Source organism: Bradyrhizobium sp. C9 (assembly GCF_002532045.1).
Classification (GTDB): Bacteria; Pseudomonadota; Alphaproteobacteria; order Rhizobiales; family Xanthobacteraceae; genus Bradyrhizobium.
On record NZ_NWTG01000032.1, the window covers coordinates 54862 to 78300 of the forward strand.

At 63.5% G+C, this 23439-nt stretch carries 22 protein-coding genes; 9 read left to right on the forward strand and 13 right to left on the reverse strand.

Translation table 11 applies throughout. From position 1 onward, the window contains the following. Positions 1-131: 131 nt before the first annotated feature. The 5 genes from pstS to CO675_RS35680 form a co-directional block, all read right to left on the reverse strand. The gene (gene pstS, locus CO675_RS35660; RefSeq protein WP_097676558.1) at positions 132-1142 is read right to left on the reverse strand and encodes a phosphate ABC transporter substrate-binding protein PstS; all 1011 of its coding nucleotides are present in this window, start codon (positions 1140-1142) and stop codon (positions 132-134) included. A gap of 192 nt (positions 1143-1334) precedes the next feature. After that, positions 1335-2267 carry a tripartite tricarboxylate transporter substrate-binding protein gene (locus tag CO675_RS35665; RefSeq protein ID WP_245453058.1) on the reverse strand — a complete coding sequence of 311 codons (933 nt, stop codon included), beginning with the start codon at positions 2265-2267 and terminating at the stop codon, positions 1335-1337. 194 nt (positions 2268-2461) lie between these two features. After that, entirely contained in the window at positions 2462-3532 is a 1071-nt protein-coding gene (rsgA, locus tag CO675_RS35670; RefSeq protein ID WP_097676559.1) for a ribosome small subunit-dependent GTPase A, read from the reverse strand. A 237-nt stretch (positions 3533-3769) separates the two neighbouring features. Further along, positions 3770-4699 carry a LysR substrate-binding domain-containing protein gene (locus CO675_RS35675; RefSeq protein ID WP_097676560.1) on the reverse strand — a complete coding sequence of 310 codons (930 nt, stop codon included), beginning with the start codon at positions 4697-4699 and terminating at the stop codon, positions 3770-3772. 24 nt (positions 4700-4723) lie between these two features. After that, positions 4724-6040: a dicarboxylate/amino acid:cation symporter gene (locus CO675_RS35680; RefSeq protein ID WP_097676561.1), complete on the reverse strand. Its 1317-nt coding sequence runs from the start codon at positions 6038-6040 to the stop codon at positions 4724-4726. Between the two features lie 239 nt (positions 6041-6279). Here CO675_RS35680 and CO675_RS35685 point away from each other — a divergent pair, with 239 nt between their 5' ends. From CO675_RS35685 to CO675_RS35700, 4 genes are all read left to right on the forward strand, one after another. Further along, positions 6280-7422 (forward strand): FAD-dependent monooxygenase, encoded by a 1143-nt coding sequence (locus CO675_RS35685; RefSeq protein WP_097676562.1) that lies wholly within the window; start codon positions 6280-6282, stop codon positions 7420-7422. A 23-nt stretch (positions 7423-7445) separates the two neighbouring features. Continuing rightward, on the forward strand, positions 7446-7844 hold the full coding sequence (locus CO675_RS35690) for a carboxymuconolactone decarboxylase family protein (protein WP_097676563.1): 399 nt from the start codon (positions 7446-7448) through the stop codon (positions 7842-7844). Next, a complete protein-coding gene (locus CO675_RS35695; RefSeq protein ID WP_158231355.1) occupies positions 7834-8685 on the forward strand; it encodes an alpha/beta fold hydrolase in 852 nt (283 codons plus the stop codon). Before CO675_RS35690 ends, CO675_RS35695 begins: the two co-directional genes overlap by 11 nt. Positions 8686-8969: 284 nt before the next feature. Further along, positions 8970-10628, forward strand: a complete 1659-nt coding sequence (locus tag CO675_RS35700) for an alkaline phosphatase family protein (protein WP_245453054.1) — start codon at positions 8970-8972, stop codon at positions 10626-10628. A gap of 94 nt (positions 10629-10722) precedes the next feature. On the opposite strand, the gene CO675_RS35705 is transcribed toward CO675_RS35700, so the two are convergent. The 5 genes from CO675_RS35705 to CO675_RS35725 form a co-directional block, all read right to left on the reverse strand. Next, the gene (locus tag CO675_RS35705; RefSeq protein ID WP_245453055.1) at positions 10723-11103 is read right to left on the reverse strand and encodes a TadE/TadG family type IV pilus assembly protein; all 381 of its coding nucleotides are present in this window, start codon (positions 11101-11103) and stop codon (positions 10723-10725) included. Positions 11104-11114: 11 nt separating this feature from the next. Further along, positions 11115-11564 (reverse strand): TadE/TadG family type IV pilus assembly protein, encoded by a 450-nt coding sequence (locus CO675_RS35710; RefSeq protein WP_097676566.1) that lies wholly within the window; start codon positions 11562-11564, stop codon positions 11115-11117. A gap of 62 nt (positions 11565-11626) precedes the next feature. Then, entirely contained in the window at positions 11627-12889 is a 1263-nt protein-coding gene (locus CO675_RS35715) for a TadE/TadG family type IV pilus assembly protein (protein ID WP_097676567.1), read from the reverse strand. A 240-nt stretch (positions 12890-13129) separates the two neighbouring features. Continuing rightward, the gene (locus CO675_RS35720; RefSeq protein ID WP_097676568.1) at positions 13130-15394 is read right to left on the reverse strand and encodes a spermidine synthase; all 2265 of its coding nucleotides are present in this window, start codon (positions 15392-15394) and stop codon (positions 13130-13132) included. A 217-nt stretch (positions 15395-15611) separates the two neighbouring features. After that, complete coding sequence (locus CO675_RS35725; protein ID WP_097676569.1) at positions 15612-16346, reverse strand: ABC transporter substrate-binding protein; 735 nt, start codon at positions 16344-16346, stop codon at positions 15612-15614. Positions 16347-16600: 254 nt separating this feature from the next. Here CO675_RS35725 and CO675_RS35730 point away from each other — a divergent pair, with 254 nt between their 5' ends. Continuing rightward, positions 16601-17023 (forward strand): FCD domain-containing protein, encoded by a 423-nt coding sequence (locus tag CO675_RS35730; RefSeq protein ID WP_097676570.1) that lies wholly within the window; start codon positions 16601-16603, stop codon positions 17021-17023. 284 nt (positions 17024-17307) lie between these two features. Beyond that, positions 17308-17985 (forward strand): nitroreductase, encoded by a 678-nt coding sequence (locus CO675_RS35735; RefSeq protein WP_097676571.1) that lies wholly within the window; start codon positions 17308-17310, stop codon positions 17983-17985. Positions 17986-18645: 660 nt separating this feature from the next. On the opposite strand, the gene CO675_RS35745 is transcribed toward CO675_RS35735, so the two are convergent. Both CO675_RS35745 and CO675_RS35750 read right to left on the reverse strand, forming a co-directional pair. Further along, positions 18646-18825 carry a hypothetical protein gene (locus CO675_RS35745; protein ID WP_097676573.1) on the reverse strand — a complete coding sequence of 60 codons (180 nt, stop codon included), beginning with the start codon at positions 18823-18825 and terminating at the stop codon, positions 18646-18648. Further along, complete coding sequence (locus CO675_RS35750) at positions 18822-19049, reverse strand: hypothetical protein (protein WP_502693436.1); 228 nt, start codon at positions 19047-19049, stop codon at positions 18822-18824. Before CO675_RS35750 ends, CO675_RS35745 begins: the two co-directional genes overlap by 4 nt. Before the next feature lie 378 nt (positions 19050-19427). On the opposite strand from CO675_RS35750, the gene CO675_RS35755 reads away from it, so the two are divergent. The 3 genes from CO675_RS35755 to CO675_RS41705 all read left to right on the forward strand — a co-directional run bounded on the left by CO675_RS35755 (position 19428) and on the right by CO675_RS41705 (position 20884). Further along, positions 19428-19889 (forward strand): Hsp20 family protein, encoded by a 462-nt coding sequence (locus CO675_RS35755; RefSeq protein ID WP_097676574.1) that lies wholly within the window; start codon positions 19428-19430, stop codon positions 19887-19889. Positions 19890-19992: 103 nt separating this feature from the next. Further along, the gene (locus tag CO675_RS35760) at positions 19993-20484 is read left to right on the forward strand and encodes an Hsp20/alpha crystallin family protein (RefSeq protein ID WP_097676575.1); all 492 of its coding nucleotides are present in this window, start codon (positions 19993-19995) and stop codon (positions 20482-20484) included. Positions 20485-20707: 223 nt separating this feature from the next. Beyond that, positions 20708-20884, forward strand: a complete 177-nt coding sequence (locus CO675_RS41705) for a hypothetical protein (RefSeq protein WP_245453056.1) — start codon at positions 20708-20710, stop codon at positions 20882-20884. 819 nt (positions 20885-21703) lie between these two features. Here the strand turns inward: CO675_RS41705 and CO675_RS35770 are convergent. Continuing rightward, positions 21704-23203 carry an MmgE/PrpD family protein gene (locus CO675_RS35770; protein ID WP_097676576.1) on the reverse strand — a complete coding sequence of 500 codons (1500 nt, stop codon included), beginning with the start codon at positions 23201-23203 and terminating at the stop codon, positions 21704-21706. Between the last annotated feature and the right edge of the window lie 236 nt (positions 23204-23439).

The window sequence follows — 23439 nt, forward strand, 5'->3', positions numbered from 1 at the left end:
CTGAAAGATCATGAAATTCAGATAGTTAGGCGAGATGCCGCGAATGTGAGCTTGGCGGCCAACCGCCAAGGAAAAGCCGGCGTCAATCGACGCCGGCTTCATGCCATTGAGCGGATCCGAAAGGGAGCGGCTCAGCTCTTGACGTCAGCAGCCCAGGTCTTCTCGATCTGCTTCACGACGCTGTCGGGCATCGGGATGTAGTCGAGCTCTTCCGCGCTCTTGGCGCCCTTATCAAAGGCGAACTTGAAGAACTTGAGCGCTTCCTTCGAGGCCGCCTTGTCGGTCGCATCCTTGTGCAACAGGATGAACGTCGAAGCGACGATCGGCCAGGACTTGTCACCCGGCTGGTCGGTCAGGATCAGGTAGTAGCCGGGCGCGTTGGTCCAGTCGGCGTTCGACGCCGCAGCCTGGAATGCCTCGTTGGTCGGCTGAATGGTCTTGCCGGCCTTGTTGATCAGCGCGGTGTAGGTCAGCTTGTTCTGCTTGGCATAGGCATACTCAACATAACCGATCGAGTTCTTGGCCTGCGCGATGTTGCCCGCGACGCCTTCGTTGCCCTTGGCACCGACGCCGACCGGCCATTCGACCGCAGTGCCCGAGCCGATCTTGCTCTTCCAGTCCGGGCTGACCTTGCTCAGATAGTCGGTGAAGTTGAAGGTCGTTCCCGAACCGTCGGCGCGATGCACCACGGAGATCGCTTCGGACGGCAGCTTGGCCTTCGGGTTGAGCTTCTTGATCGCGGCGTCATCCCACTTGGTGATCTTGCCGAGGAAGATGTTGGCAAGCGTCGGACCGTCGAGAACCAGATCGCCAGCCTTGACGCCTTCGAGGTTCACCACCGGAACGATCGCACCCATGATCATCGGCCACTGCGCAAGACCGTCCTTCTGCAGCTGGTCGGACTTCAGCGGCGCGTCGGTCGCACCGAAGGTCACGGTGTTGGCTTCGATTTGCTTGATGCCGGCACCCGAACCGATCGACTGGTAGTTCACGCCACTGCCTGAATCCTTCTTGTAGGCGTCGGCCCACTTGGAGAGGACGGGGAAGATAAATGTCGAACCGGCACCGGTGATGTCGGCTGCGAAGCTCGGCGTCGCCATGGCCACCAGACCGGCGGCCACAATTGTCTTGACGAATTTCATGTTGATCTCCGTGGAAACGCGAGAAGTCTCGCGCGCTCGATGCTCTCGTAAGCAGCCGCAACGTTTTTTCGGAGGCCCATGACGATGGGATGACAGCGGCCTCTGACCTTCGGCCTACGTCAAAAGTTCGGAACGGCAAGGGATACCGCGTGTCGCAGTTCCCTTTGGTTTGATGGAGCGTCGCTGCGGAAGTTATTCCGCCTTGATGTTGGCCGACTTGACGATCGGCCACCATTTCTCGACCTCAGCGGCCTGATGGTCGCGCAGTGCGGTGGGGGTCTGTCTGTCCGGTGATGGGATCTCCTGTCCGAGCTCGGCGAAGCGTTGCCGCACAACGGGCTCGGCGAGCGCCGACATCACTGCCTTCGACAGCACAGACACGATATCGGCCGGCGTGCCCTTCGGCGCCCAGATGCCGTGCCAGTACGCAATATAGAGACCCGGCAATCCGGCCTCGTCGACCGTCGGAATCTCGGCTGCCAATGCCAGCCGAGATGATGCGGTCACCGCAAAGGCCTTCACGGTCCCGCTCTTCACCTGCGGCAGCGAGTTGGAGGCCTGATCGAACATGATGTCGATATGCCCGGCCATCAGATCGTTCAGCGCCGGACCGGCGCCGCGATACGGCACGAAGGAGAAGTTGGTACCCGTCAGCTGCTGGAAGAACACGCCCGCGACATGCGCGCCCGAGCCCGGGCCCGCGGTGCCGGCGGTGGCCTTGTCGCCATTGGCCTTGAGCCAGGCGATCAGCTCTTTCAGATTCTTCGCCGGCAGATCGGGCCGGCCGATGATGAGCTGCGGTCCGCTCGCGATCAGTGCAATCGGTGCGAATTCGCGCACGTCATATTGCAGCTGATAGATCGCGCCGTTGAGGCAATGCGTGCCCCAATGCCCGATCGTGATCGTGGAACCATCGGGCGCCGCGCGCGAGGCGCGCAGCCCCGCGACCGTGCCGGAGGCGCCCGTGACATTCTCGATGATGACGGGATGGCCGATCGTATTGCGCATATATTCGGCGAGGATCCGTGCCAGCACGTCGGTCGGCCCGCCCGCGGCGAACGGCACGATCATCGTGATCGGGCGCGCCATGGTTTCGGCGAACGCGCCGGGCGAAACAAGCGGCAGCGTCGCCGCGCCGAGCGCGAGTTGCAGGAATGGCCGGCGAGAAAGGCTGGGCAATGTTCGCTCCCCGATGTGCTGCCGTTGAGCCGACACCGCGAGGCGGCTCGACCTGACGGGTTTTGCAATCGCTAGCACTAATCGGCGGGCGCGAACATCGCTCCCTCACCAGCCCGAACACCCGACGGACGCATCGATCGTCATGGGTCGTTGTTCTTGAACTTCTGGCCGGCGCGATAGGCCTTGTTGCGCGCAATCCAGCGCCGTTTCTCGGCCGCCCGCGCGGCACGATCCTCCTTGCGATCCAGATGCGCGAGCTCGCGTTGCAGCTTCTGGAAGCCGCGCCAGCGATCGGGGTCGAGCTGGCCGGTCTCCAGCGCCGTGCGCACCGCGCAGCCGGGCTCATTGCCATGGCCGCAGTCCCTGAACCGGCAATCGCGCGCCAGTGCCTCGATGTCGTCGAAGGCGACACCCAGCCCCTCCTCCGCATCGATCAAGCCGAGCTCGCGCATGCCGGGCGTGTCGAGGATCAGCGCACCGCCCGGCAGCCGGACCAGCTCGCGATGCGTCGTGGTGTGGCGGCCGCGTGCGTCGTCCTCGCGAATTCCGCCGGTTGCCATTCGCTCGGTCCCGGCAAACGCATTGACCAGCGTGGATTTGCCGGCACCGGAGGAGCCGACCAGCACACAGGTTTCGCCGGGCTTGAGCAGCGCGGCCAGCTCAGTCACCCCGGCGCCGGTCACGGCAGACACGACGAGCACGGGTACGCCGAACGCGATGGACTCCGCCGCCGCCACGATGTCGTCCGGCGCATCGCGTAGGTCAGCCTTGGTCAGGACGACCACCGGCCGCGCGCCGCTCTGCCAGGCGGTTGCCAGATAGCGCTCTAACCGTCGCAGATTGAAGTCGGCGTTCATCGAGGCCACCAGCAAGGCCACATCGACATTCGCCGCCACCACCTGCACGGCCTGCACCGTGTCGGCCGCCTTGCGGACGAACATGGTCCGGCGCGGCAGGATGGCGTGGATGGTGGCCGCCCCTTCCGCCGGACGGGCCGTAACGGCAACCCAGTCGCCGACGACCGGATGGCCGCCTTCCCGGGCTTCGTGAACAAGACGTCCCGCGAGTTGCGCCCGCAGTTCGCCGTGGTCGGTGACGAGCGTATAGAGGCCGCGTTGCTGCACGACGACACGTGCAGGCACGCAGCCTTGCGCCGCACAGGGCGCGAATGCCTGACCGTCGCGGTCAGACCAGCCATAGAGATTGATCAAGGGAGAGATCCTTCAGGTCGGAATGGGCGTGTTTCGCCGCCGACATGAAGGCCGCGCCATCAAGCGCGCACAGCCTAGTCGGCGACGCCTCGAAGGGCGGCGCGAGCAAGATCTGTCATTTTGCGAGCCCTCCTGGGTTGCCGATCCGCTGGGATCAGTGGGGATGCGATGGTGTGTGCCCGGCAATCTTGTCAAAGCCGTGGCAACTATCCGACGCGGGGTCGGCGCGTCGCGTGTTCAGAAACTCCAGCCCTTCGACGTCGCCCAGTCCAGCATGAATTGCTCGGTCTCGCGCCCGGCGTCGGCGAGCCATGCGGTGAAGTCGGCGATGGCGCCGGCGCTTTCATTGTCGGCGAGATAGAACGAACGGTATTCGCGCTTGCGCAGGCCGAGATCGCCGAACGGCAGGCAGAGCTGGCCCGCCATCAGCTCATCGATCACGAGGAACAGCGGAAACAGCCCGATGCCGATGCGATCGATGGTCGCCTGCAGGGCGAAGAACATCTGCTCGAACCGCAGCGTCTCCTGATCCGCACTCATCTCGCCGCCGGCCTGGGCGAGCCAGCGCGACCAGTCGTACGGCTCGGTCAGGTAGGTGATGAGGGTGTAATGCCGCAGATCGTCGGGGGTGGCGAGCCGCCCGCGGGTCAAGAGGTCGACATGGCAGACCGGCGCGATCAGTTCGGTCATGAAGTGCTGCGACATCCAGCCGACGGGCTCGCCGACATTGCCGCGGATCGCGACGTCGAATGAACGGTCGTTGACGTTGAGCGGTCCGATCGAGGTGAGCAGCCGCAGCTCGACATCGGCGCGCATGCGTTGGAACGAGGCGATGCGGCGGATCAGCCAGCGCATCGCGAATGTCGGCGGCGCGCTGACCCGCAGCACCGACGGCGAGCCGTACGCCTTCATGTCCATCGAGGCGAGCGCAAGCCGATCGAGGATGGCCGTGACCTCGCGATAGTAGATCTGCCCGGCCGCGGTCAGCGTCAGTTGCGAGGGTGCGCGGCGAAACAGCTTGACGCCGAACCAGTCCTCGAGAAGCGCGACCTGACGGCTGACGGCGCCGTGGGTGACGAGCAGCTCTTCAGCGGCCTTGGTGAAGCTCACATGCCGCGCGGCCGCCTCGAATGTCCGCACCGCGTTGAGCGGTGGCAACTTTCTCATGATCGTGTCGCGTCTCCGGAGGGCTCAGGAGGATAGCGTGGAGGCGTCCGGATTGTCGAGAGCGCGGACGAATTGCGCGCGATCGAGGTCGCCTTCCCAGTGCGCCACCACCACGGTCGCCACCGCCGTGCCGATGAAGTTGGTCAGCGCACGCGCCTCCGACATGAAGCGGTCGATGCCGAGCAGCAGCGCGATGCTTGCCACCGGGACATGGCCGATCGAGCCGAGCGTCGCGGCGAGCACGATGAAGCCGCTGCCCGGCACGGCGGCCGCGCCCTTCGAGGTCAGCAGGCAGACCACCACGAGACCGATCTGCTGAGCGAGCGACATCGGCGTGTCGGTGGCCTGGGCGAGGAACACGCTGGCCATGGTCAAATAGATGCAGGTGCCGTCGAGATTGAACGTATAGCCGGTCGGGATCACGAGGCCGACGGTGGATTCCGCGCAGCCGGCGGCCTTCATCTTGTCGATGAAGCGCGGCATCACCGATTCCGAGCCTGACAGGCCGAGCACCAGCAGCAGCTCTTCCCGGAGATAGCGGATCAGCTTGAAGATGCTGAAGCCCGCAAGCCGCGACACGATGCCGAGCCCGACGATCACGAACAGCAGGCAGGTGAGATAGAACACCAGCATGAAGTGCGACAGCGCGACGATCGAGCCGACGCCGTACTTGCCGATGGTGAAGGCCATGGCGCCGAACGCGCCGATCGGCGCGATCCGCATGATCATGCCGATCAGGATGAAGAGGATGTTCGACAGTCTCTCGATCGCCTGCAGCACCGGCTTGCCGCGTTCGCCATAGCGTTGCAGGGCGATGCCGAACAATACCGCGAAGAACAGCACCTGGAGCGTATCGCCGCTGGTGAACGCGCCTCCGATCGTCGACGGAATCACATTCATGAGGAAGCCGACCACGGTCTGCTCGTGCGACTGGGTCACGTAGGACGCAACGAGCCGGGAATCCAGCGAAGCCGCAGAGACGTGCATGCCGTCCCCGGGGCGCGCGAGGTTGATGACGACAAGGCCGATGATCAGCGCTGCGGTCGTGGCGATCTCGAAATAAACAAGGGTTTTGACGCCGATCCGCCCGGCCTTGCGCATGTCGCCGAGGCTCGCAATGCCGTGCACCACGGTCAGGAAGACGATCGGGGCGATCGCCATCTTGATCATCTTGATCAGCGCGTCGCCGAGCGGCTTCAGCGCCGCGCCGACATCCGGCCAGAGATAGCCGACGAGAACGCCGAGCGCGATGCCGATCAGCACCTGGACATAGAGGCGCGCATGCCACGGCGTCGCGACAGCGTCGAGACGGGCGGCGCCGTCATTGGTGATCGTGGACATGGGCGTCGGATCCTCGGGAGTCTTTGATGTTGGCCGCGCGGGAGAGATCATCGGCAGACGCCGATGCGGCGGCGGCCGGACGTTGGCGGGCGATCGCGTGAAGCGCAAACGAGTTAAGCTCAGGCAGCGTGAGCTCAGCTCACAGGCCGTCAGCATTACTCGTTTGCGGATAGCGCCGGCTTTGGCCGACAAGGACCGGGAAGCCGGTCGCCAGCCGGCGCAAGCTGTGAGGAACGACAATGAGCAGACTTTCGGTGGCGGTGATCGGCGCCGGCATGGGCGGACTTGCCTCCGCCGCGGCGCTGAGCCGCGCAGGGATCGATGTGACGGTGTACGAGCAGGCCCAGCGCTTCACGCGGCTCGGTGCCGGCATCCAGATCGGCTGCAACGCCATGAAGGTGATGCGGGCCTGGGACCTCGAGCCGGTGCTGCGTCGCGAGGCGTTCTATCCGCGGTCCTGGAACAACAAGGAATACGACACCGGCGAGGTGCGCTTCGACATGGTGTTCGGCCCCGCCGCCGAGGAGCGCTATGGCGCGCCCTATCTGCTCGGGCATCGCGGTGATCTGCATGCGGCGCTCGCCAGCGCGGTGCCTGATAGCCTCATTCGTCTTGACCACAAGCTAACTGCAATCGAGCAACGCGCGGACCGCTCGGTGACGCTGAGCTTCGCCAACGGCCACAGCACCACCGTCGACGCGGTGGTGGCAGCCGACGGCGTGCATTCCTTCGTCAAGGAGCGGCTGTTCGGCCGCGACGAGCCGAACTTCACCGGCCGCATCGCCTATCGCACCGTGTTTCCGGCGGCGCTGCTCGACGGCTACCCGATCGACGACTGCACCAAATGGTGGGGGCCAGATCGCCACATTGTCATCTATTACGTCAAGCCGGACCGCAGCGAAGTCTACTTCGTGACCAGCCAGCCGGAGCCTAACTTCACCGTGGAATCCTGGTCGGCCACCGGCGACGTCGGCGAATTGCGCAAGGCGTTCGACGGCTTCCATCCCCAGGTCCGCCATGTCCTCGAAGCCTGCCCTTCGGTGCACAAATGGGCGCTGGTCGACCGTGACCCGCTGCCACGCTGGAGCGAGGGCAACATCACGCTGCTCGGCGACGCCTGCCACCCGATGACGCCTTACATGGCGCAGGGCGCGGCGATGGCGATCGAGGACGCGGCGGTGCTGTCGCGTTGCCTCGGCGGTGTCGATCGCGACGGCGTCGCCGAGGCCTTCCGCCGCTTCGAGGCGACGCGGAAGCCCCGAACCTCGCGCGTGCAGGCAAGCTCGCGCACCAACACCTGGCTCAAGAACCCGACCGATCCGGACTGGGTCTACGGCTACGACGCCTGGACCACGCCGCTCGCCGAGCCGGCGCTGGCCTGACCTCAATTCAACCGGAGAAGACGATGACCGACGCAAACCCCCGCGGCGAGAAGTTCGAACGCGGCCTCACGACCCGCCGCACCGTGCTCGGCGATGCCTATGTCGAGCGATCGCTGAAGGCGGCTGACGATTTCAACTGGCCGATCCAGAAGCTCGCGACTGAATATTGCTGGGACGAGATCTGGAATCGCCCGGACCTCGACAAGCGCAGCCGCAGCCTGCTCAACCTCGGCATGATCGCGGCGCTGAACCGGCCGCACGAGCTCAAGGTGCATATCCGCGGCGCGCTCAACAACGGACTGAGCAAGGCCGAGCTGCGCGAGGTGTTCCTGCAGATCGCGGTCTATTGCGGCATGCCCGCAGGCCTCGACAGCTTCCGCATCGCCAAGGACGTGTTCGCGGAGATGGGCCTTGTCGACTGAACCGGTCCCGATCGTAACGACCGAATGGCAGGGCATTGCCCGACACGATGTGCAGGGCAAGGCCGGGCGGCTCAGCGTCCGCGTCGGCGGCCCCGGGCGTGGCGCGCCGGTGCTGCTCTGCCATTCGATCCTGACCAGCAGCGCGATCTGGCATCGCCAGGCGATCGCGCTCGCCGGGCGCGGCCATCGCGTGCTCGCGCTCGACAGCCGCGGACACGGACAATCCGAGGCACCGCGCGGTCCCTACACCATGGATGATCTGGTCGCGGATGCGATCGCGGTGCTCGACCACTTCAGCATCAGGCAGGCCCATGTGATCGGCGTCTCGCAGGGCGGCATGACGGCGTTCGGTCTCGGCGTGCACCATCCCGACCGCCTCCTCAGCCTGTGTGTGATGGCGGCACGGGCCGATGCGCCGCCGCCATTCGCTGCCGCGTGGGACGACCGCATCGCGCTGGTGCGCGAGCAGGGCATTGCGCCGCTGGCGACGCCGACCGCCGAGCGCTGGTTCGGACGGGCCTTTCTCGATACGCATCCGGTGATCACCGCGGCGCTGCTCGACTGCATCAACGAGGCCAATCCAGAAGGCTTCATCGGCTGCGCCCGCGCGATCCAGTCCCTCGCCTATCTCGACGGTGTCAGGCACCTCCGCGTGCCGCTGACGATGATCGTCGGCGCAAACGACCAGCTCCTGGTCCAGCCGATGACGGAACTCGCGGCGATGCTAGGCTGCCGGCTGGCGATCATTGCCGACGCCGGACATCTGCCGCAGCTCGATCAGCCGGACGAGGTCGACGCCGTGATCCAACGGCACCTGCACCAGGTCGCTCGATCCGGGTAACCGGCGTCCACCTCCGGCAAAAATATCGAAAACAACCCCATGCACAGTAGCGGGCGGCCGCCGCTGCTGTGAATTGAACGGCAGAAGCCGGCCGTTGCGCCGCCTCGCTCCGCCCGGCGCAGGCCCCGCCTTTGGCAAATCCAGCGATACCTGGATGACGGTCGGCCCCGACCACAGTCATCGAACCCGCAAGAAAGCGTCATCCCTCCGTCAACTGACCGCGACAAGTTGTCGCGGCCAGCGCAGGCGATTCCAAACTTACCGAAAATCAGAGGGGCGAACTCATGAGTGGCTTTCGTGACTATTTCCTGCCAACCGCCGCGGTCGCGGCGGCCATGCTGGCCTGCGGCGTCGCCGTCGCGCACGCGGATGACGACAACGACCATTCGCAGCGACATGGCTACAAGCACGTGCTGCTGATCAGCGTCGACGGCATGCACGCCGTCGATCTGAAGCGTTGGGTCGAAAGCCGCCCCGGCGGCAACTTCGCGCAGCTGACCGGCAAGGGCGTCGTCTATCCGAACGCTTTGACCACCGCGCCATCCGACAGCTTTCCCGGCATGCTCGCCCAGGTCACGGGCGCCACGCCGAAGGGCGGCGGCCTGTTCTATGACGACAGCTATGACCGCACCGAATATCCGGCCAAGGCCTTCTATACCAGCCAGGGCCTTAGCGACCCCGGTTGCGTGGGGCCGGCCGGAACCGAGCTCACCAACTTCGAAGCGCTCGACAAGACCTACAATTACTCCAGCGGGCTGGTCGCCGATTACACGGCCGGCGGCACGCTCGGCCAGGTCTACACGCAGCTCGATCCGGATCACATGCAGCGCAAGCTGGTGAACGGCCAGTGCGTGCCGGTCTATCCCCACGACTATGTGCGCACCAACACGGTCTTCGAAGTCATCAAGGAAGCCGGCATGCGCACGGCCTGGTCCGACAAGCATCCGGCCTATGAGGACCTCGCGGGTCCGTCGGGCAAGGGCCTCGACGAGCTCTTCACGCCGGAGATCAATTCGCAGGACACCATCGACGCCGGTGCCCAGCCCGGCGACGACTACACCACGAGCTATACCGGCGTCCGCTCCTACGACTCGCTGAAAGTGAAGGCGGTGCTGAACTGGATCGACGGTTATGACGGCTCGCGAGCCCAGCGCCAGGCGGTGCCCGCGATCTTCGGCATGAACTTCCAGGCGGTCAGCGTCGGCCAGAAGCTCGCCAAGGCCGGCCACGCGGATGCCGACAAATCGCTCGTCGGCGGCTATGCCGACGGCAACGCGACGCCCGGCAATGCGCTCACGCTGCAATTCCAGTTCGTCGACGACGCGCTCGGCAAGTTCGTCAACGAGCTCAAGGCACAAAACCTCTACGATTCGACCCTGATCATCGTCAGCGCCAAGCACGGTCAGTCGCCGATCGACGTCAAGGACCGCGTGGCGATCTCCGACGCGCTTTACAGCAAGGCGCCCGGCTTCGGTACCAACGGCTTCGAGATCTGCGATGACGAGGCGCTGGTGTGGTTGTCGCCGGAGCTGCAGCAGGCGACCAATCCGGCGACCGGCCATCCCTACTACGCCGATGCCAAGGCCTACATCCTCGCCCACGCCGCCGACCTGCATATCCAGAAGCTGCTCGACCGCGACGAACTGACCAGGCTCTACGAGGATCCGTTCCACAACAGCCGGGTGCCGGACTTCATCGCCATCACCGACCATGGTGTCATCTGCACCGGCGGCAGCAAGCTCGCCGAGCATGGCGGTTTCTCCAAGGACGATCGCAACGTGCTGCTGCTGCTCTCTTCGCCGCACATCAAGCATGCGAGGGTCGTCGAGGAGACGGCTTTCACCACCCAGATCGCGCCGACGATCCTTCGTGCGCTCGACCTCAATCCGCGCAGCCTGCAGGCGGTTCGTGACGAAGGTGTCGAGGCCCTGAAGCTGAAGTAAGGCGCAAAGGGATCGGCGCGCCGAAAGGCCTGGATGTCGGCGCCCCGGACACGGGGCGCCGACATCCTTGCGACGCACCGCGAGGGGCGAACGTTCAGGCCGGGAAGCAGGCCGCGGCGGTCAGCGTGAACGGCGCCAGATTGAGGATCTGCGGAAACTGGAATTGATAGTTCGCGCTCACCTGGCTGCCGCACGCCGCGGCGCTGTAGGTGAACGTCGAGGACGGCAGGCTCAGTCCAAATGCCTGCTGGGTTGCGTAGGTGGCGATCGCGCTCGGATTGCTGGTCGGGCAGAGCGCGGTATTGACGCTGGCGCATCGCGCCGTGACCGCGACCGCGTGCTGCATTCCCACCTGCGTCCACATCAACAGCCCGAACTCGATCACGCCGAACAGGAACGCGAAGAAGAACGGCGCGATCAGGCCGAATTCGAGTGCCGACGCCCCGCTCCGGTCGGGCAAGAATGCGCGTGTCACCAATGCGGGTTTCACTGCAGCCTCGCTGTCGACTGCGTGCTGATGACATAGGTGTTCGGAACGACCTGGTAGTTGATGATGGTCGAGTAGCTGCCTTGCGCGGAGACGATGGTGTATGTGCCCGCCATTCCACCTCCGGGACACACTCCCCCGCAGGTCATGCTGGTGACGCCCGAGCTGGTCGCACACCCGCAAAACTTGATCGGAACAGGCGAGGCGTTGATCGCATTGGAATTCGTCGCGGCTGTCACGGCCGTCGAGATCGCATTGGCGTCGAAGCCATGCGCGATGGCATATTCGACGCCTGCTTGCGACGAACCCTCCACCTGCATCTTGCGGTAGATCGCAAGGCCGATATCGGTCACCGAAACGACCATCAGCGAAAGCAGCGGAACCAGGACGCCGAATTCGATCGCCGCGACACCGCGCGTGTCATTTCCGAACCTGCGACGGAAAAACATGCGACGCCGCTGAGAACGGCGCTCACCACCTGTCGTGCCCGTTTTCATCTCATCACTCCAGCTTACTCAACAAGCTGCGCTGTCGCCGTACCGATGGCATTGCCGCCCATCGCGGCGCAATTGACCTGAACATTGGAATTTCCGACGACCGAGATCGTGTCGGCAATGATTTGCGTACATGTCGTGCTCGTGCCGTTGCCGCCGCTGAAGCTCAGCGCCGCCTTCGGCAAATAGACCGCTCCCTGAAGATTCTGCGTACCGCCGCCCGTCAAATTGAAACTGCTGCCGACCGGCATCCTGCGGTCGCCGTAGATCGCGATTCCCGCGGTCGTTCCGCTCGTTGGCGCCGTGAGGCTGACATTGGCGTTGCTTCCGATCGTCGCCGAGCCCCAGTTGCCGGCCGAGCCGGTAAACACCAGGGTGACGCCTGTTCCCGTGATCGTGGCGTTGCCGGCCACCGACAGGTTCGCACCGTTGAAATAATAAATCCCCGGATTGAACGTCAGCGTGGCACCCGCGGCCACCGAGATGTCGCCGCAATAGCTGCCCGGACTGAGGGTCGTCGTTCCCTTCACGTTGAACTTGTTCGAGTAGTCACACCATGTCGGCATCGTGGGCGTGACGTTGGCATAAGGATCGGCGATCGCCCTGATGCCGGTCCGGATGCCGTTGGTCGCCGTGATGCCGCTCGCCCCGGAAACCCCGCCGACGATCCCAACCATGGCCGCAGATATCGTTGCCGTCCCGCCGACATTGAGTGCCGAGCCGCCGTTGGAATCGTCATAGAGGTTGCAATTGATCAGGTTGAGCTGGGTGTTGCCCTTCACCGTCACGGCAGGATTAGCGGTCGGGTCGAGCGCCAGCACGCAGCCTGTCCCGACATTGCCCAGTGCGACGGCACGGGCCGTGACCGGCACCGCCCCGGAGCCAAACAACGCCGACATCAGCCGCGCTTGCGGCTGGGTGATGATGACTTCGACCGCCTGGGAGCTGGAAGTGAAGCTTCCCGTGGACGGCGGCTGGTTCACCGTGACGGTGACGTTGCCGATCCCGTTCGCGTAGCCGTAGAACGTCGTGATCGCGTTGGCCTCGGTCGCGAAATTGGTGCCGGCGGTGGCTGCACTGACAGCTGCCGAGTCGGCGGCACTCATCATGTTCTTGTGCTTGTAGAACCACCACGCGACCTCGGTGCCGAGTCCTGCGGTTCCGACCAGGACCGGCATCAGCAAGGCGATGATAATCGCATAACTGCCGGACTGGTCGCGCGCAAAGCGCTTCAGGAGACCATCCGGGCACGCTTGGCACTCATCCGGTGCCGACCTCATTTGCGAGGATATTCCAACTTCCGCCTTCCAAGTGATGAAGGCCGTCATGTTGTCCTCACGCCGCTTGTGGCAGGATTCCCCGATTCCTACAGCGTGACAATTTAATGTCAGTTCTGCGCGATCGACGAAAATCGGACATGGCTCTTAACACTCCTTTAGCCAATCCGGGCTGTCCGACCCCCTGTCGCGCCGCAGCGCGCATAACCGCGGAGGACGGCCGCGCGCACCACCTACGCGCGTTCAGAAGCCGAACTTCGCCCGCAGCATGGGGCCAAGGAGATTCGAGTAATCGTCCGTCCAGAGCGCACTGGCCGGATCCGGCGACATGGCGGCCCAGTGCCGGGCCGCCTCGCCGGCATCTTCAGGCGTGCGCGCAAGCATCACCACCCGGGACGCCGTCCTGAGCGTGGTCATGACGTCGCCGGCGGGATTCGCTTCCTTGAAGAGTGCGATCAACCCCTGGGACTGCGCGATATTCGCCATGATCGGCGCCAGATCGAGATGCCGGTTGGAGATATGCACGAGGATGACCCCGTGCGGCGCCAGCTTCGACACATAGCCGGCGATCGCTTCACGCGTCAGCAGGTGGACCGGAATGCTGTCGGACGAGAAGGCGTCCAGCACGATCAGGTCGTAGCGATCGGGTGAAGCCTGCAGTGTGAGACGCGCATCGCCGAGCACGAGGCCGGCCTTCGGCGCGCAGCGCGACAGGAACGTGAAGAAGGTTGGATTGCTCGCGATCCGGATCACCTCGGGATCGATCTCGAAGAAGGTCCAGTTCTCTTCGCCGTGAAGATAGCAGGCGAGCGAACCAGTACCGAGACCAACGACCGCAACCCGCTCGAAGCTCGCGTGCGCGCTGCGCGCCGCAGCGATCCCTTCGGCCAGCGGGCTGCCGGGGTAGTAGTAGCTCTGAGGCTCAGGCGCTCCCTCGACAGGCGTGCGATCCTCGTTGCGCAGCCGCTCCGCGCCGTGCATCGTGTTACCGTGGAACAGCAGCCGCGCGCTGCCGTCCGCGAGGTCGACCACCGTGTGGACACCGAAGAAGCTACGCGCGGTCTCGATCGGAGCCATGCCAGGACGCCAGAACGTCGTCAGCATCAGGCCGGTTACCGCCAATCCGGCGAATGTCACCGGCCGTTGCCGCAGAAACAGCATGCAGGCCGTGAGCAGGATCAACAGGCCCTTGAACGGCAACTCGACGGAGGCCGGGAGTTGCAGCTGGGTCACGTACCAGACCATGGCAAGCGCGATCACCACGGCCAGCCATGGCGCCGCCTTGATCAGCGCCTGGCGCGCGCCGCCTGCAAACATGCCGGGGAGCGCCAGCAATGCGAGCGCGATCAGGATCGGATATTCGTAGTTGCCGGAAAAAATCTGCGGCGCCAGCAGTCCCGCGAAGGCGCCGCCCAGCACCCCGCCGAACGAGGTGCACAGGAAGAACTCCGTCAGGCGTTGCGGGTGCGGACGCCGGGCATAGAGCTCGCCATGACAGAGCAGCGCCAACAGCGTGAACACGACGAGGTTGAGCACGATCGTCGTGAACCAGAACACCTTGGCGCCGACCAGACTGATCGCAAGGGGCGCCACGGCGAACGGAACCAGGCGCACCACGGTCGCGTGGCTGATCCACGGCCGATCGCGGAACACGACAACGAAGGTGAACAGATAGAGCGCCAGCGGAATGACCCAGAGAAAGGGCGCTGCCGCAACGTCGGTCGTCAGATACGCGGTCACCGCGATGACCAGCCCGGACGGAACGGCCGCCAGCGCGATCCACAGCAGCCTGTCGGCCGCGCTGATGACCGATGCCTCGGGCGACTGCGTCGCCCTTGTGGTGGCATGACCTCGTCCGAGTACGAAGGCAACCGCCGTGACAAGCAGCGCCAGCACCGCAAAGCCGACCGACCAGACGCTCGCCTGCATATTCAGCGCCAGCAGTGGCTCGACAACGACAGGATAGGCAAACAGAGCCGCGAACGAGCCGAGATTCGACGCGGCGTAGAGCACATAGGGATTGTCGGCATCACGATGGCCGCTTCCGGCGAACCAACTCTGCAGCAACGGGGCGCTGGCCGACAACGCGAAGAACGGCAGGCCGATTGACGCGGCGAACAGCCCGAACAGCCAGAGCGCGGTTCCATCAGCAGGTGGCGTCCCCCAATTGGGCGCGATCGCGATCGGCAAGGTCAAGGCCGTGACGGCCAGGAGAAGCAGGTGGACCAGCCCCGCGCGCTGCGGCCCGAACAACCGGCCGAGCAGATGTGCATAGGCATAGCCGGCGAGCAGGACGGCCTGGAAGAACACCATCGCCACCGACCAGACCGAAGGCGCGCCACCGAGCTTCGGCAACACCATCTTGGCGAACATCGGCTGAATCAGGAACAGCAGCAGCGCGGATACGAACAGCGTCGCCACGCTGAGGATCGGCAGCAGGCGCGTTGCGTCGGCGGAACGCACCACATCGGGAAGCGTTGGCTCCGGCGCGTTCTCGAATAGTGACATCCGTTGGTCCCTGCAATCCTCGCTTGCAGGGTAGATTGGCCGCGCCTAAGCAAGCGTTAATCGGAGTTCAGGGAGCGTGTCTCGGCGACAGGGAAAGGGTCCGGCGATCCCGTTGAAAGACAAAGCAATTGTCGACCTTCCCAGGCCAAGACCCACCAATAGTGCCATTTCCGGAAATCGGCTTCGTTGATCATCGAGAGCCACCGACGAGGGCCTTTCACTTCTTGTCCAGCGTCCCTTCAACGCCGGAGCCAAATCGCACCCAGTTCTGCCCGTCGAACTTCTGCAATTGCATGCGCTCGATCGGGTAGTGGTCGCTTGGCGATGTCGTCAACGCAATATCAGGAAGCAGCATGTCGAGGTGAACTCCGTTCAGAGCCTCGGCCTGCCTCATGACGCTGGCGCGCGTCAGGTCATCCCCGCAATGCTTGAGCACGTCAACCAGCGCCTGCGCAGCGTTGTATCCATAGACCACGTAGGAATTGTCTTGATCCTCGCCGGGCATGTGCCTGGCCATGAAGTCGGAGAATCGCTTCAAGCCGGGGTCGTCCTTCCAGGCTGCATCCGCGGGGTCCTTGCTGTAACCTGCGGTGATGATGTCCCTGGCGTTCTCGAGGCCGGCGGGCTTCAGGACGGCGCTGATCGACTGCGAGTTTCCATGCAGGATATGCACCGGCTTCCAGCCGATCTCGGCCGCTTTCTTGATGGCCTGGGCCGCAAACTTCGCGGAGGCGAAATTGACGAAGATGCCGGCGCCCGAGAATTTCAGCTTCACGAGTTCGGAATCGATCGTCGGTGCGCTCGTCTCATAGGTGACCTCGGCGACGATGTTGCCGGCGGCATCACCGAGGCCATCTTTCAAGCCCTTGATATTGTCCCGGCCGAAGTCGTCATTGGACGACAGAACGGCAATCTTTCCGCTCGGAGACGCGGGGACGTTGCGGAAATGCATCGTGCCACGGCCGCGGCTCGAAAATATCGAGTTCTGGAACGAGCACGTCCATGTCGGAGTAGAGTTCGATCAGGAAGCGACTGGGGTCATAGTGATAGGAGGCAAGGTTGTGGCCCGCGGTGTGCCGCGACGGCCCCCAGAGCATCGGATGCCCCGTCGTCGCCAAAAAGTCCGCCGCATCGTGATGCGCGGCGCGGCTGCGCAGCTCAAAGGCGAGATGATGAACGTGCGCCTCCGGCGCCGCGGTCGCCGCGTTGCATCGCCTGTCGCACACGCCGGTATGGGCGGATAAGGCCGCGCGACGCTACAGCGAAGAGTATGCGCGAGCGCACGAGATTTTTCATGAAGCGCTCGCCGCGGGATGCGACAGCCCCTGGCTGCTTCATTTGCGCGCGACGCTTTACAATCACTCCGAACGCTACCGCGCGTTTTCCGGTCCCCTGTCCAAAGTGGACAGAGACCTGGACAGGGAACACCGGGAGATTGCGGAGGCCACATTGGCGCGGGACAGCGAACGCGCCGTCAAGCTGATGAACCAGCACTTGCAGATGACCACGAAGGTCATCCTCGATTCCGTATTGGCCGGGCGCGAGCCGGCGCCGGATTCAGCAAAGGCGAAGCCGGGCGAGGCTCACCTGCCTGAGAGCCTGCCTCGCAAACGCGGCGCGCCCGCCTGACGCGGCACCGAAGCGCGGCATGCTTTGACAAGATCCTCCGCCGCCGACCATGGCAGCGACAAGGCGATCCAGGCGTGTGTCAGTCAATCCTTGTTGAAAGACAAAGAATTTTCGACCTTTCCAGACCAAAACCTACGATCTGAGCAACCGCCTGAAAAGCCTGCGCGCCTTTCGGCCGGTACCGTCGCGGGCCGATGCGCAAGTGGCGGCTCGTCGCTTGCGCATGGGTGCAGAAACCACGAAAATCGGGGTTGATTCAAAAGTTGTCAGGGAATTCGACACAGATGCGGTTTGATGACGTTATCCTCGGTCGCCGGAGCATCCGCGGTTACAAGCCTGATCCGGTACCCAAGGCGCTGATTGCGGAAATCATTGGCCTGGCGATGCGCGCTCCATCGTCGATGAACACCCAGCCGTGGAATTTCTACGTCATCACTGGCGAGCCGCTGGACCGGATTCGCGCCGGCAACACCGAGCGGATGGTGGCGGGCATCCCGCAGTCGCGCGAATTCCGCACGGGGCAGCCCTTTGCAGGCAAGCACCGCGACCGGCAGGTCGGCGTCGCCAAGCAATTATTCTCCGCGATGGGGATCGAGCGCGACAATAAGGACAAGCGCCAGGACTGGGTGCTGCGCGGCTTCCGTCAATTCGACGCGCCGGTCTGCGTGATCATCACCTATGACCGGGTGCTTGATGGCAGCGACGACACGCCTTTCGATTGCGGTGCCGTGGCGACTGCCCTGGTCAATGCCGCCTGGTCTCGCGGGCTCGGCGCTGTGATCAACAGCCAGGGCATCATGCAATCACCCGTGGTGCGCGAGCACGCGGGAATAGCCGACGATCAGGTCATCATGAAAAGCATCGCGCTGGGCTGGCCGGATGAAACCTTTCCGGCAAACGCGGTCGTGTCGGAGCGAAAGTCCGTCGAGGAAGCCACGGTATTCGTCGGGTTCGGGAATTAGACAGACGCCGGACTGGCGGAGGGAGAGAATCTAGAAAAAAATTTGCTCTTCTGCTGCGGCTGAGGTTCTCTCGCCCGGGGGAGAATACCGGAACTCCAGGGGCTTTCTGCGTACCGAGGCCATGAAAATTGCCCCCGAAGCGCCACCGCGCCGTGGCCGCTTACGCTTCGGAAGTTCAGCGACGTCCTTGGTCGCTCCGAGTAATCGCCTCCGGAGGCTAAAGCTCGAACTTTCCTGCGTTCCTGAACCGGCGAGCGACTCGCCGCACAGGGTGCCGAGGCTTGGCTCCCGGGGCCGCGAAGGTAGCGTGCGCCGAGCGCTGTTTGACGGCATTGTTCGAAAGGACCTTCCTCGGCTGACGCAATCCTTCGATCGTAGTCCGGTTCTCCAGCCCGCGAGTTCGTCCCTCCGACAGCGCCGCGGCGCGCGAGGGAAGATCGGACGGCTGCGGCGGAAACCAGGGACGGCGTGAGGCACTGACGAGCAGCACGAGAAACAACGCGCGGTGAGCCTTGTATCTTGCTCCGGCGCGACTGGATTCCGAGCCGCGCATGACGGCCTGCCCGTCGGTCCCGCGGACGGCCCATTTCCACCTGCCGCGTCCGCGTCGCTTCAGCTCGATGTCGAACGCCGCGAAGCGCTCGTCGCTGGTCCGAGAGGTCATGCCGCGAACCGATCCGGCAAGCCGCCGTGGAGCTCGTCCAGCAAACGCTGTTCGCGCTCGATCCGGCTTCGGTAAAGTTCGCACTCCTTCTCGGTCGCAGCGCTCGCCAGCAGTACGCGATAGTGGCCGATGACCTTTTCGCTGCCGCGGATCAGCAGGTCGCGGAGGTCGGTCATGGCGACGCCTCCGCGCTCGACGTGGCGGGGAGATCTTTCGGCGAGGTAAACGCGACGGGGAATGTTTCGGAAACCAGCGCCTCGACGGCGGCCTGCTCCTCCGACAAACGCCGTTCGATGAACTGGCGTTCGAGGTCGGACAGCCTCGTCTTCAGCAGGCGTCGATAGCGGTGAATGTTGCTGCGGTGGGTGCGGATGCGGGCAATATCTTGATCGAACATCATCGTCACTCCAGACGGTCGTCGTTGTCCTTTTCGGTTTCGAGAAACCGGAAGCGTATTCCGGTCCGAGAAAATTTATTCAGGCCGCTCTCACTGTCAAGCGTTGCCGCTCGCCTTGCGCGCCAATCCTCAACGGCCCGCATCGCTGAGCGCCATGCTGCGGCGCGGCGTCCGTGTCATCAAAAAATCCGGCATCAAAAAAATCCGGCAGAAAATTTTCGGACCCTCTTGAATCGGCCGGTCGTTTTTCTAAGTCATTTTTCGCCGCGAGAGCGGTGTGCCGGCCGCCTTCCAGGGTCCGGCGCGGGCGCCGGGCGGGCGGTCTTGCGACCTGCCGTCTTGCGCTCCTTCGTAACCAACTTGCTCTTTGGAGGACTTGGTATGAGGACCACCTTCGACTTCGCGCCCCTGTGGCGCTCCACCATCGGCTTCGATCATCTGGCCGGCCTCGTCGACAGCGCGCTGCGCCAGGCGAGCGAGGACAACTACCCGCCCTACAACATCGAACGCTCCGGCGAAGATCATTACCGGATCTCGCTTGCGGTGGCGGGTTTCGGCGCCGACGACATCAGCGTCACAGCCGAGCAGAACGCGCTGACTATCGAGGGCAGGAAGCCCGAGAAGGCCGCCGGCGAATACCTGTACCAGGGCATCGCGGCGCGTCCGTTCCGGCGCGTGTTCAACCTGGCCGACTACGTCCAGGTCAAGCAGGCCTCGTTCAGGGATGGCCTCCTGATCATCGACCTGGTCCGCGAGGTGCCGGAGGCCATGAAGCCGCGCAGGATCAATATCGCGGCCGGCAACTCCTCCTCGCCGCAGATCGAGCAGAAGCAGGCGGCCTGACCGCGCGATCGAGGCGATGGCGGCGGAATGCGGCGCGCCGATGCGCGTCCGCGCTCCCTCGCCCCATGCATGACGGAGAGAAGACATCTGAAGGAGAAGAGCCATGGCAATTCGCGATCTCGTTCCCTGGTCGAGAAACCAGGAGCTCGTGCCCTCGCGCGGCAGCTACGATCCGTTCATGACGCTGCACCGCGAGATGAACCGACTGTTCGACGACGTCTTCCGCGGCTTCGGCGCGCCAAGCCTGTCCCCCCTGATGGAGGGGCGGTTCGGCTGGCCAAAGCTCGAGGTGAGCGACACCGACAAGGCGGTGATGATCTCGGCCGAGCTTCCCGGCATGACGGAGAAGGACGTGCAGATCGAAATCTCGGGTGGCGTCCTGACCATCCGCGGCGAGAAGAAGGACGAGCGCAAGGACGAAGGCAAGCACTTCACCGAGCGCACCTACGGAGCCTTCGAGCGGCAGATTGCGCTGGAAGGCGTCGAGGAGGACAAGGCGGAGGCCTCGTTCAAGAACGGCGTCCTGACCATCTCGCTGCCGAAGGCCGAGACCCCGCGGGCGGGGGTCAAGCGCATCGCCATCAAGACCCAGTAACGGCGATCATGGACGGCGACATCTGCCGCCGTCCGATCTGCGACAACAACCGTCCCCTTCGGAAAGGAGCGTAAAGGGAGGCAAGCAATGACCGACGCCAACACGAACTCCGGCAAACTCCATCCCCTCTTCCACCCGGCCGCGCACTACGCGTGAGGTTCTGAACGACGAGGAGCTCTCCGCGCCCGAAAAGCGGATCATCCTGTCGTCTTGGGCGTCCGACATGTTCACGGTCGAATCCTGTCCCTCGCTGCGCGAGATCCCGGGCATGGATCACCCGATCCGGCTCGCCGACATTCTGGCGGCGCTGCGCCGCCTCGACCGCGAGGATGACGATCCGCCGCGCCCCGGCGGCGTCCCGATGCGGCTGCGGCGGCCTTGGGCCGCCGCGATCCGATAGGGCGTTGAAAACGTGCTCGATGCCAAGCGGCGCGAAAGCGTCTATGCTTGCGCCTGCGGCAAGCTTAGCTGGCAAGACGAAGAGTTCGCGCCGCTTGATTCACCAAGAACGGACAATAGCGGGCACAAGTAGGCTGGTTCCAAAGCGGACTAGACTGAACGCCATAACCGGGTGGCGTCAATCAATTCGAGACCACACTACGAAGATCAGCGTATAACGTCGACTGCCGCCGGAGGCGGCCCCGCCTATCGGAGCCATCAAGGCTGGGCGCTCGCCTCGCTAATCGAGTCCTCCCGAGTGCAGCTACATCGAATGAATCTGATCTGCTTGTGGCCGTTGGCGGACATTCACTTAGGCATCTTCGATGTCTGTTTTTGAGGCGTTCCGGATCTCACTATCCCCACGTGGGCGCCGGATTGATGCGTACACGCCCTAAGCGAGCTGGCGTCAGCGGTCGAGACCGGCCATCGCCGCGCGATCGGTTCTTGGTTCAAGAGCTGACGAAGGTTGTCCGCGCTTTCGATGGATCACGAGTTTGGCGTTCGCGTATTGAATTTTATGGTATGAGCCTCTCGATAACCATCGCTCCGATAGCGAAGGTCGCACGTGTTCAACACGATGTCCGCGTCTCGTTCGGAAGCAGATAATCTCTACTAGATCGGCTAGCACTCGCGCGAGAAAGCCCTCGACGAATCCGAGCCCCACGATTTTCATTTCACCTTCGCAGAAATCGGCGCCTGATGGGCCGGGTTGCAACCGAGAGAGAGGCGATGCACATCGGCCTTCGGCCGGAGGGGGAAATCGGCATGGCTATCAGATTCACGCCGGATTTTGCTTTCCCATCCCCCTCAGGGCCCGAGTCAATTCCCGGACATCTCTTAGGTCTTCGATCCCATCGACGAGCGACATGACGCTCTCTCCAACAGCTTTACCGACAACGGGGACGGCAAAGTTCATAAACTTCCGTTCGAGAGACGCTCGCGAGAGCGGGCGTTGTGCATCGCCTTCGGGCACTTCCACTGTTTCGCGCCAAGACTGACCATCTGTGAGGACAATCTCGACGCTTGCGCCGCGGCCCTTGGGCAGTTTTGCAATGAGTGCTTCTCCGGGTTTGACGGAAGTCTTTTCCACCAAGGCCATCACGTCCTGTTCCCGCCAGCGGCCTTTCTCGAATTGCGAGACTGTCACATCACCGTCGAGAAGAGCCATCGCGAGGCACACGGGAAGACTGTGATCAGCGGTACCCTTTGTCTGTGGCCGGAACTTCGTAGGATCTGCCACGCGCTGTATTATTCCGGGATAGGTCTCAACCGTGATGGACCGTATGTCCTGGGTTCGACCTTTGGTCCTTCCGGAAAGTGACGCGCCGGCCTCCGCCACGGCCTGTAACTCGATTTGAACAGGGAAGCGCTTGAATGCCACGCCGGGCAGCCGGTATCGCGCAAGTTCGAGGTCGACGGCAAACCCCTCCTTCGCAGGCTTCATTTTTGACGCCAGCCATTCCAGCGTGCCGGATGGGCCGGTAAAGCCTTGTGCGGCAAGCCGCGTTGCGAATACACCGTCGATCGCAGTTGCCGCGAGCCCCATCGCCTTCATCATGCTGATCGCGCCGCTATTGACGACAAAACTCGTGAAGCCGCGCGCGCCAGATATCCCGACCGCATTTGCGAGAGCTTCCTTTGGAATTCTCCAAACCTTGCCCGCAATCAGAGGGACGCCGTACGAGGCTGCACACAACGGGTGGAAGCCGCGCTCAAGAAAGGAGATAGCATCATTGACGCGCATGCTGGCCTCATAACCGACGACTATCGCCTCGACCAGATCGCGGCCACTTCGCCCCTGCTCTTCGCAGAGCGCAAGCGCTGTCGGAATCACCTCGCTTGGATGAAGCGGCTCGCTGCCGATATAGGTGTCATTCATGTCGAGCGAGCGGACGAGAACCCCGTTGACGAACACTGCACCTTCTACGGTCGCCGATCGCGGATAACCGATCACGGTTGCCGTATTGCCATCGCCGAAGGTCTTTCGAATAGTTGCCTCGGCGATATTTGCGGATTCAGATCCGACCGCCCCAAACGCGCAGCCGAGCGTATCGAGAAGGACGCGCTTGGCCGAGGTGATCACGTCTGCCGGGAGATCTTCATATCTGACAGCAATCGCGAATTCTGCAAATTTCTGTTCGAGCGCTGCAATCTGGCCGTCGCCCGTACCATCGGCGAGTGCCGCTCCGACCAAGCGATATCCATTAGGACAAATGCTGCCAACGAGACTCGTCGTAACGGCAATTGTTGTTCGCTCCAGGAAATCACGGCGCTTCATAAATGCCTCCACTATGAAATTGAGCGGATGACGGCGGTCAGAATATAATTTTCGTGTCGAGCTATCGGACGACGCAAACGTAATGCCGGCAACGCACCTCCCACGCGCCGGCGCCTAGTATGAGGAAGTGGGCTGGCTTTGGAAAGCTATTGATATCGGCTCAGGGTCTAAAGCGGATGCCCAGCGCTCCGGCAGACATGTCAGCTAAGGGCCGATTTTGTTGCAAAAGTCGGTTG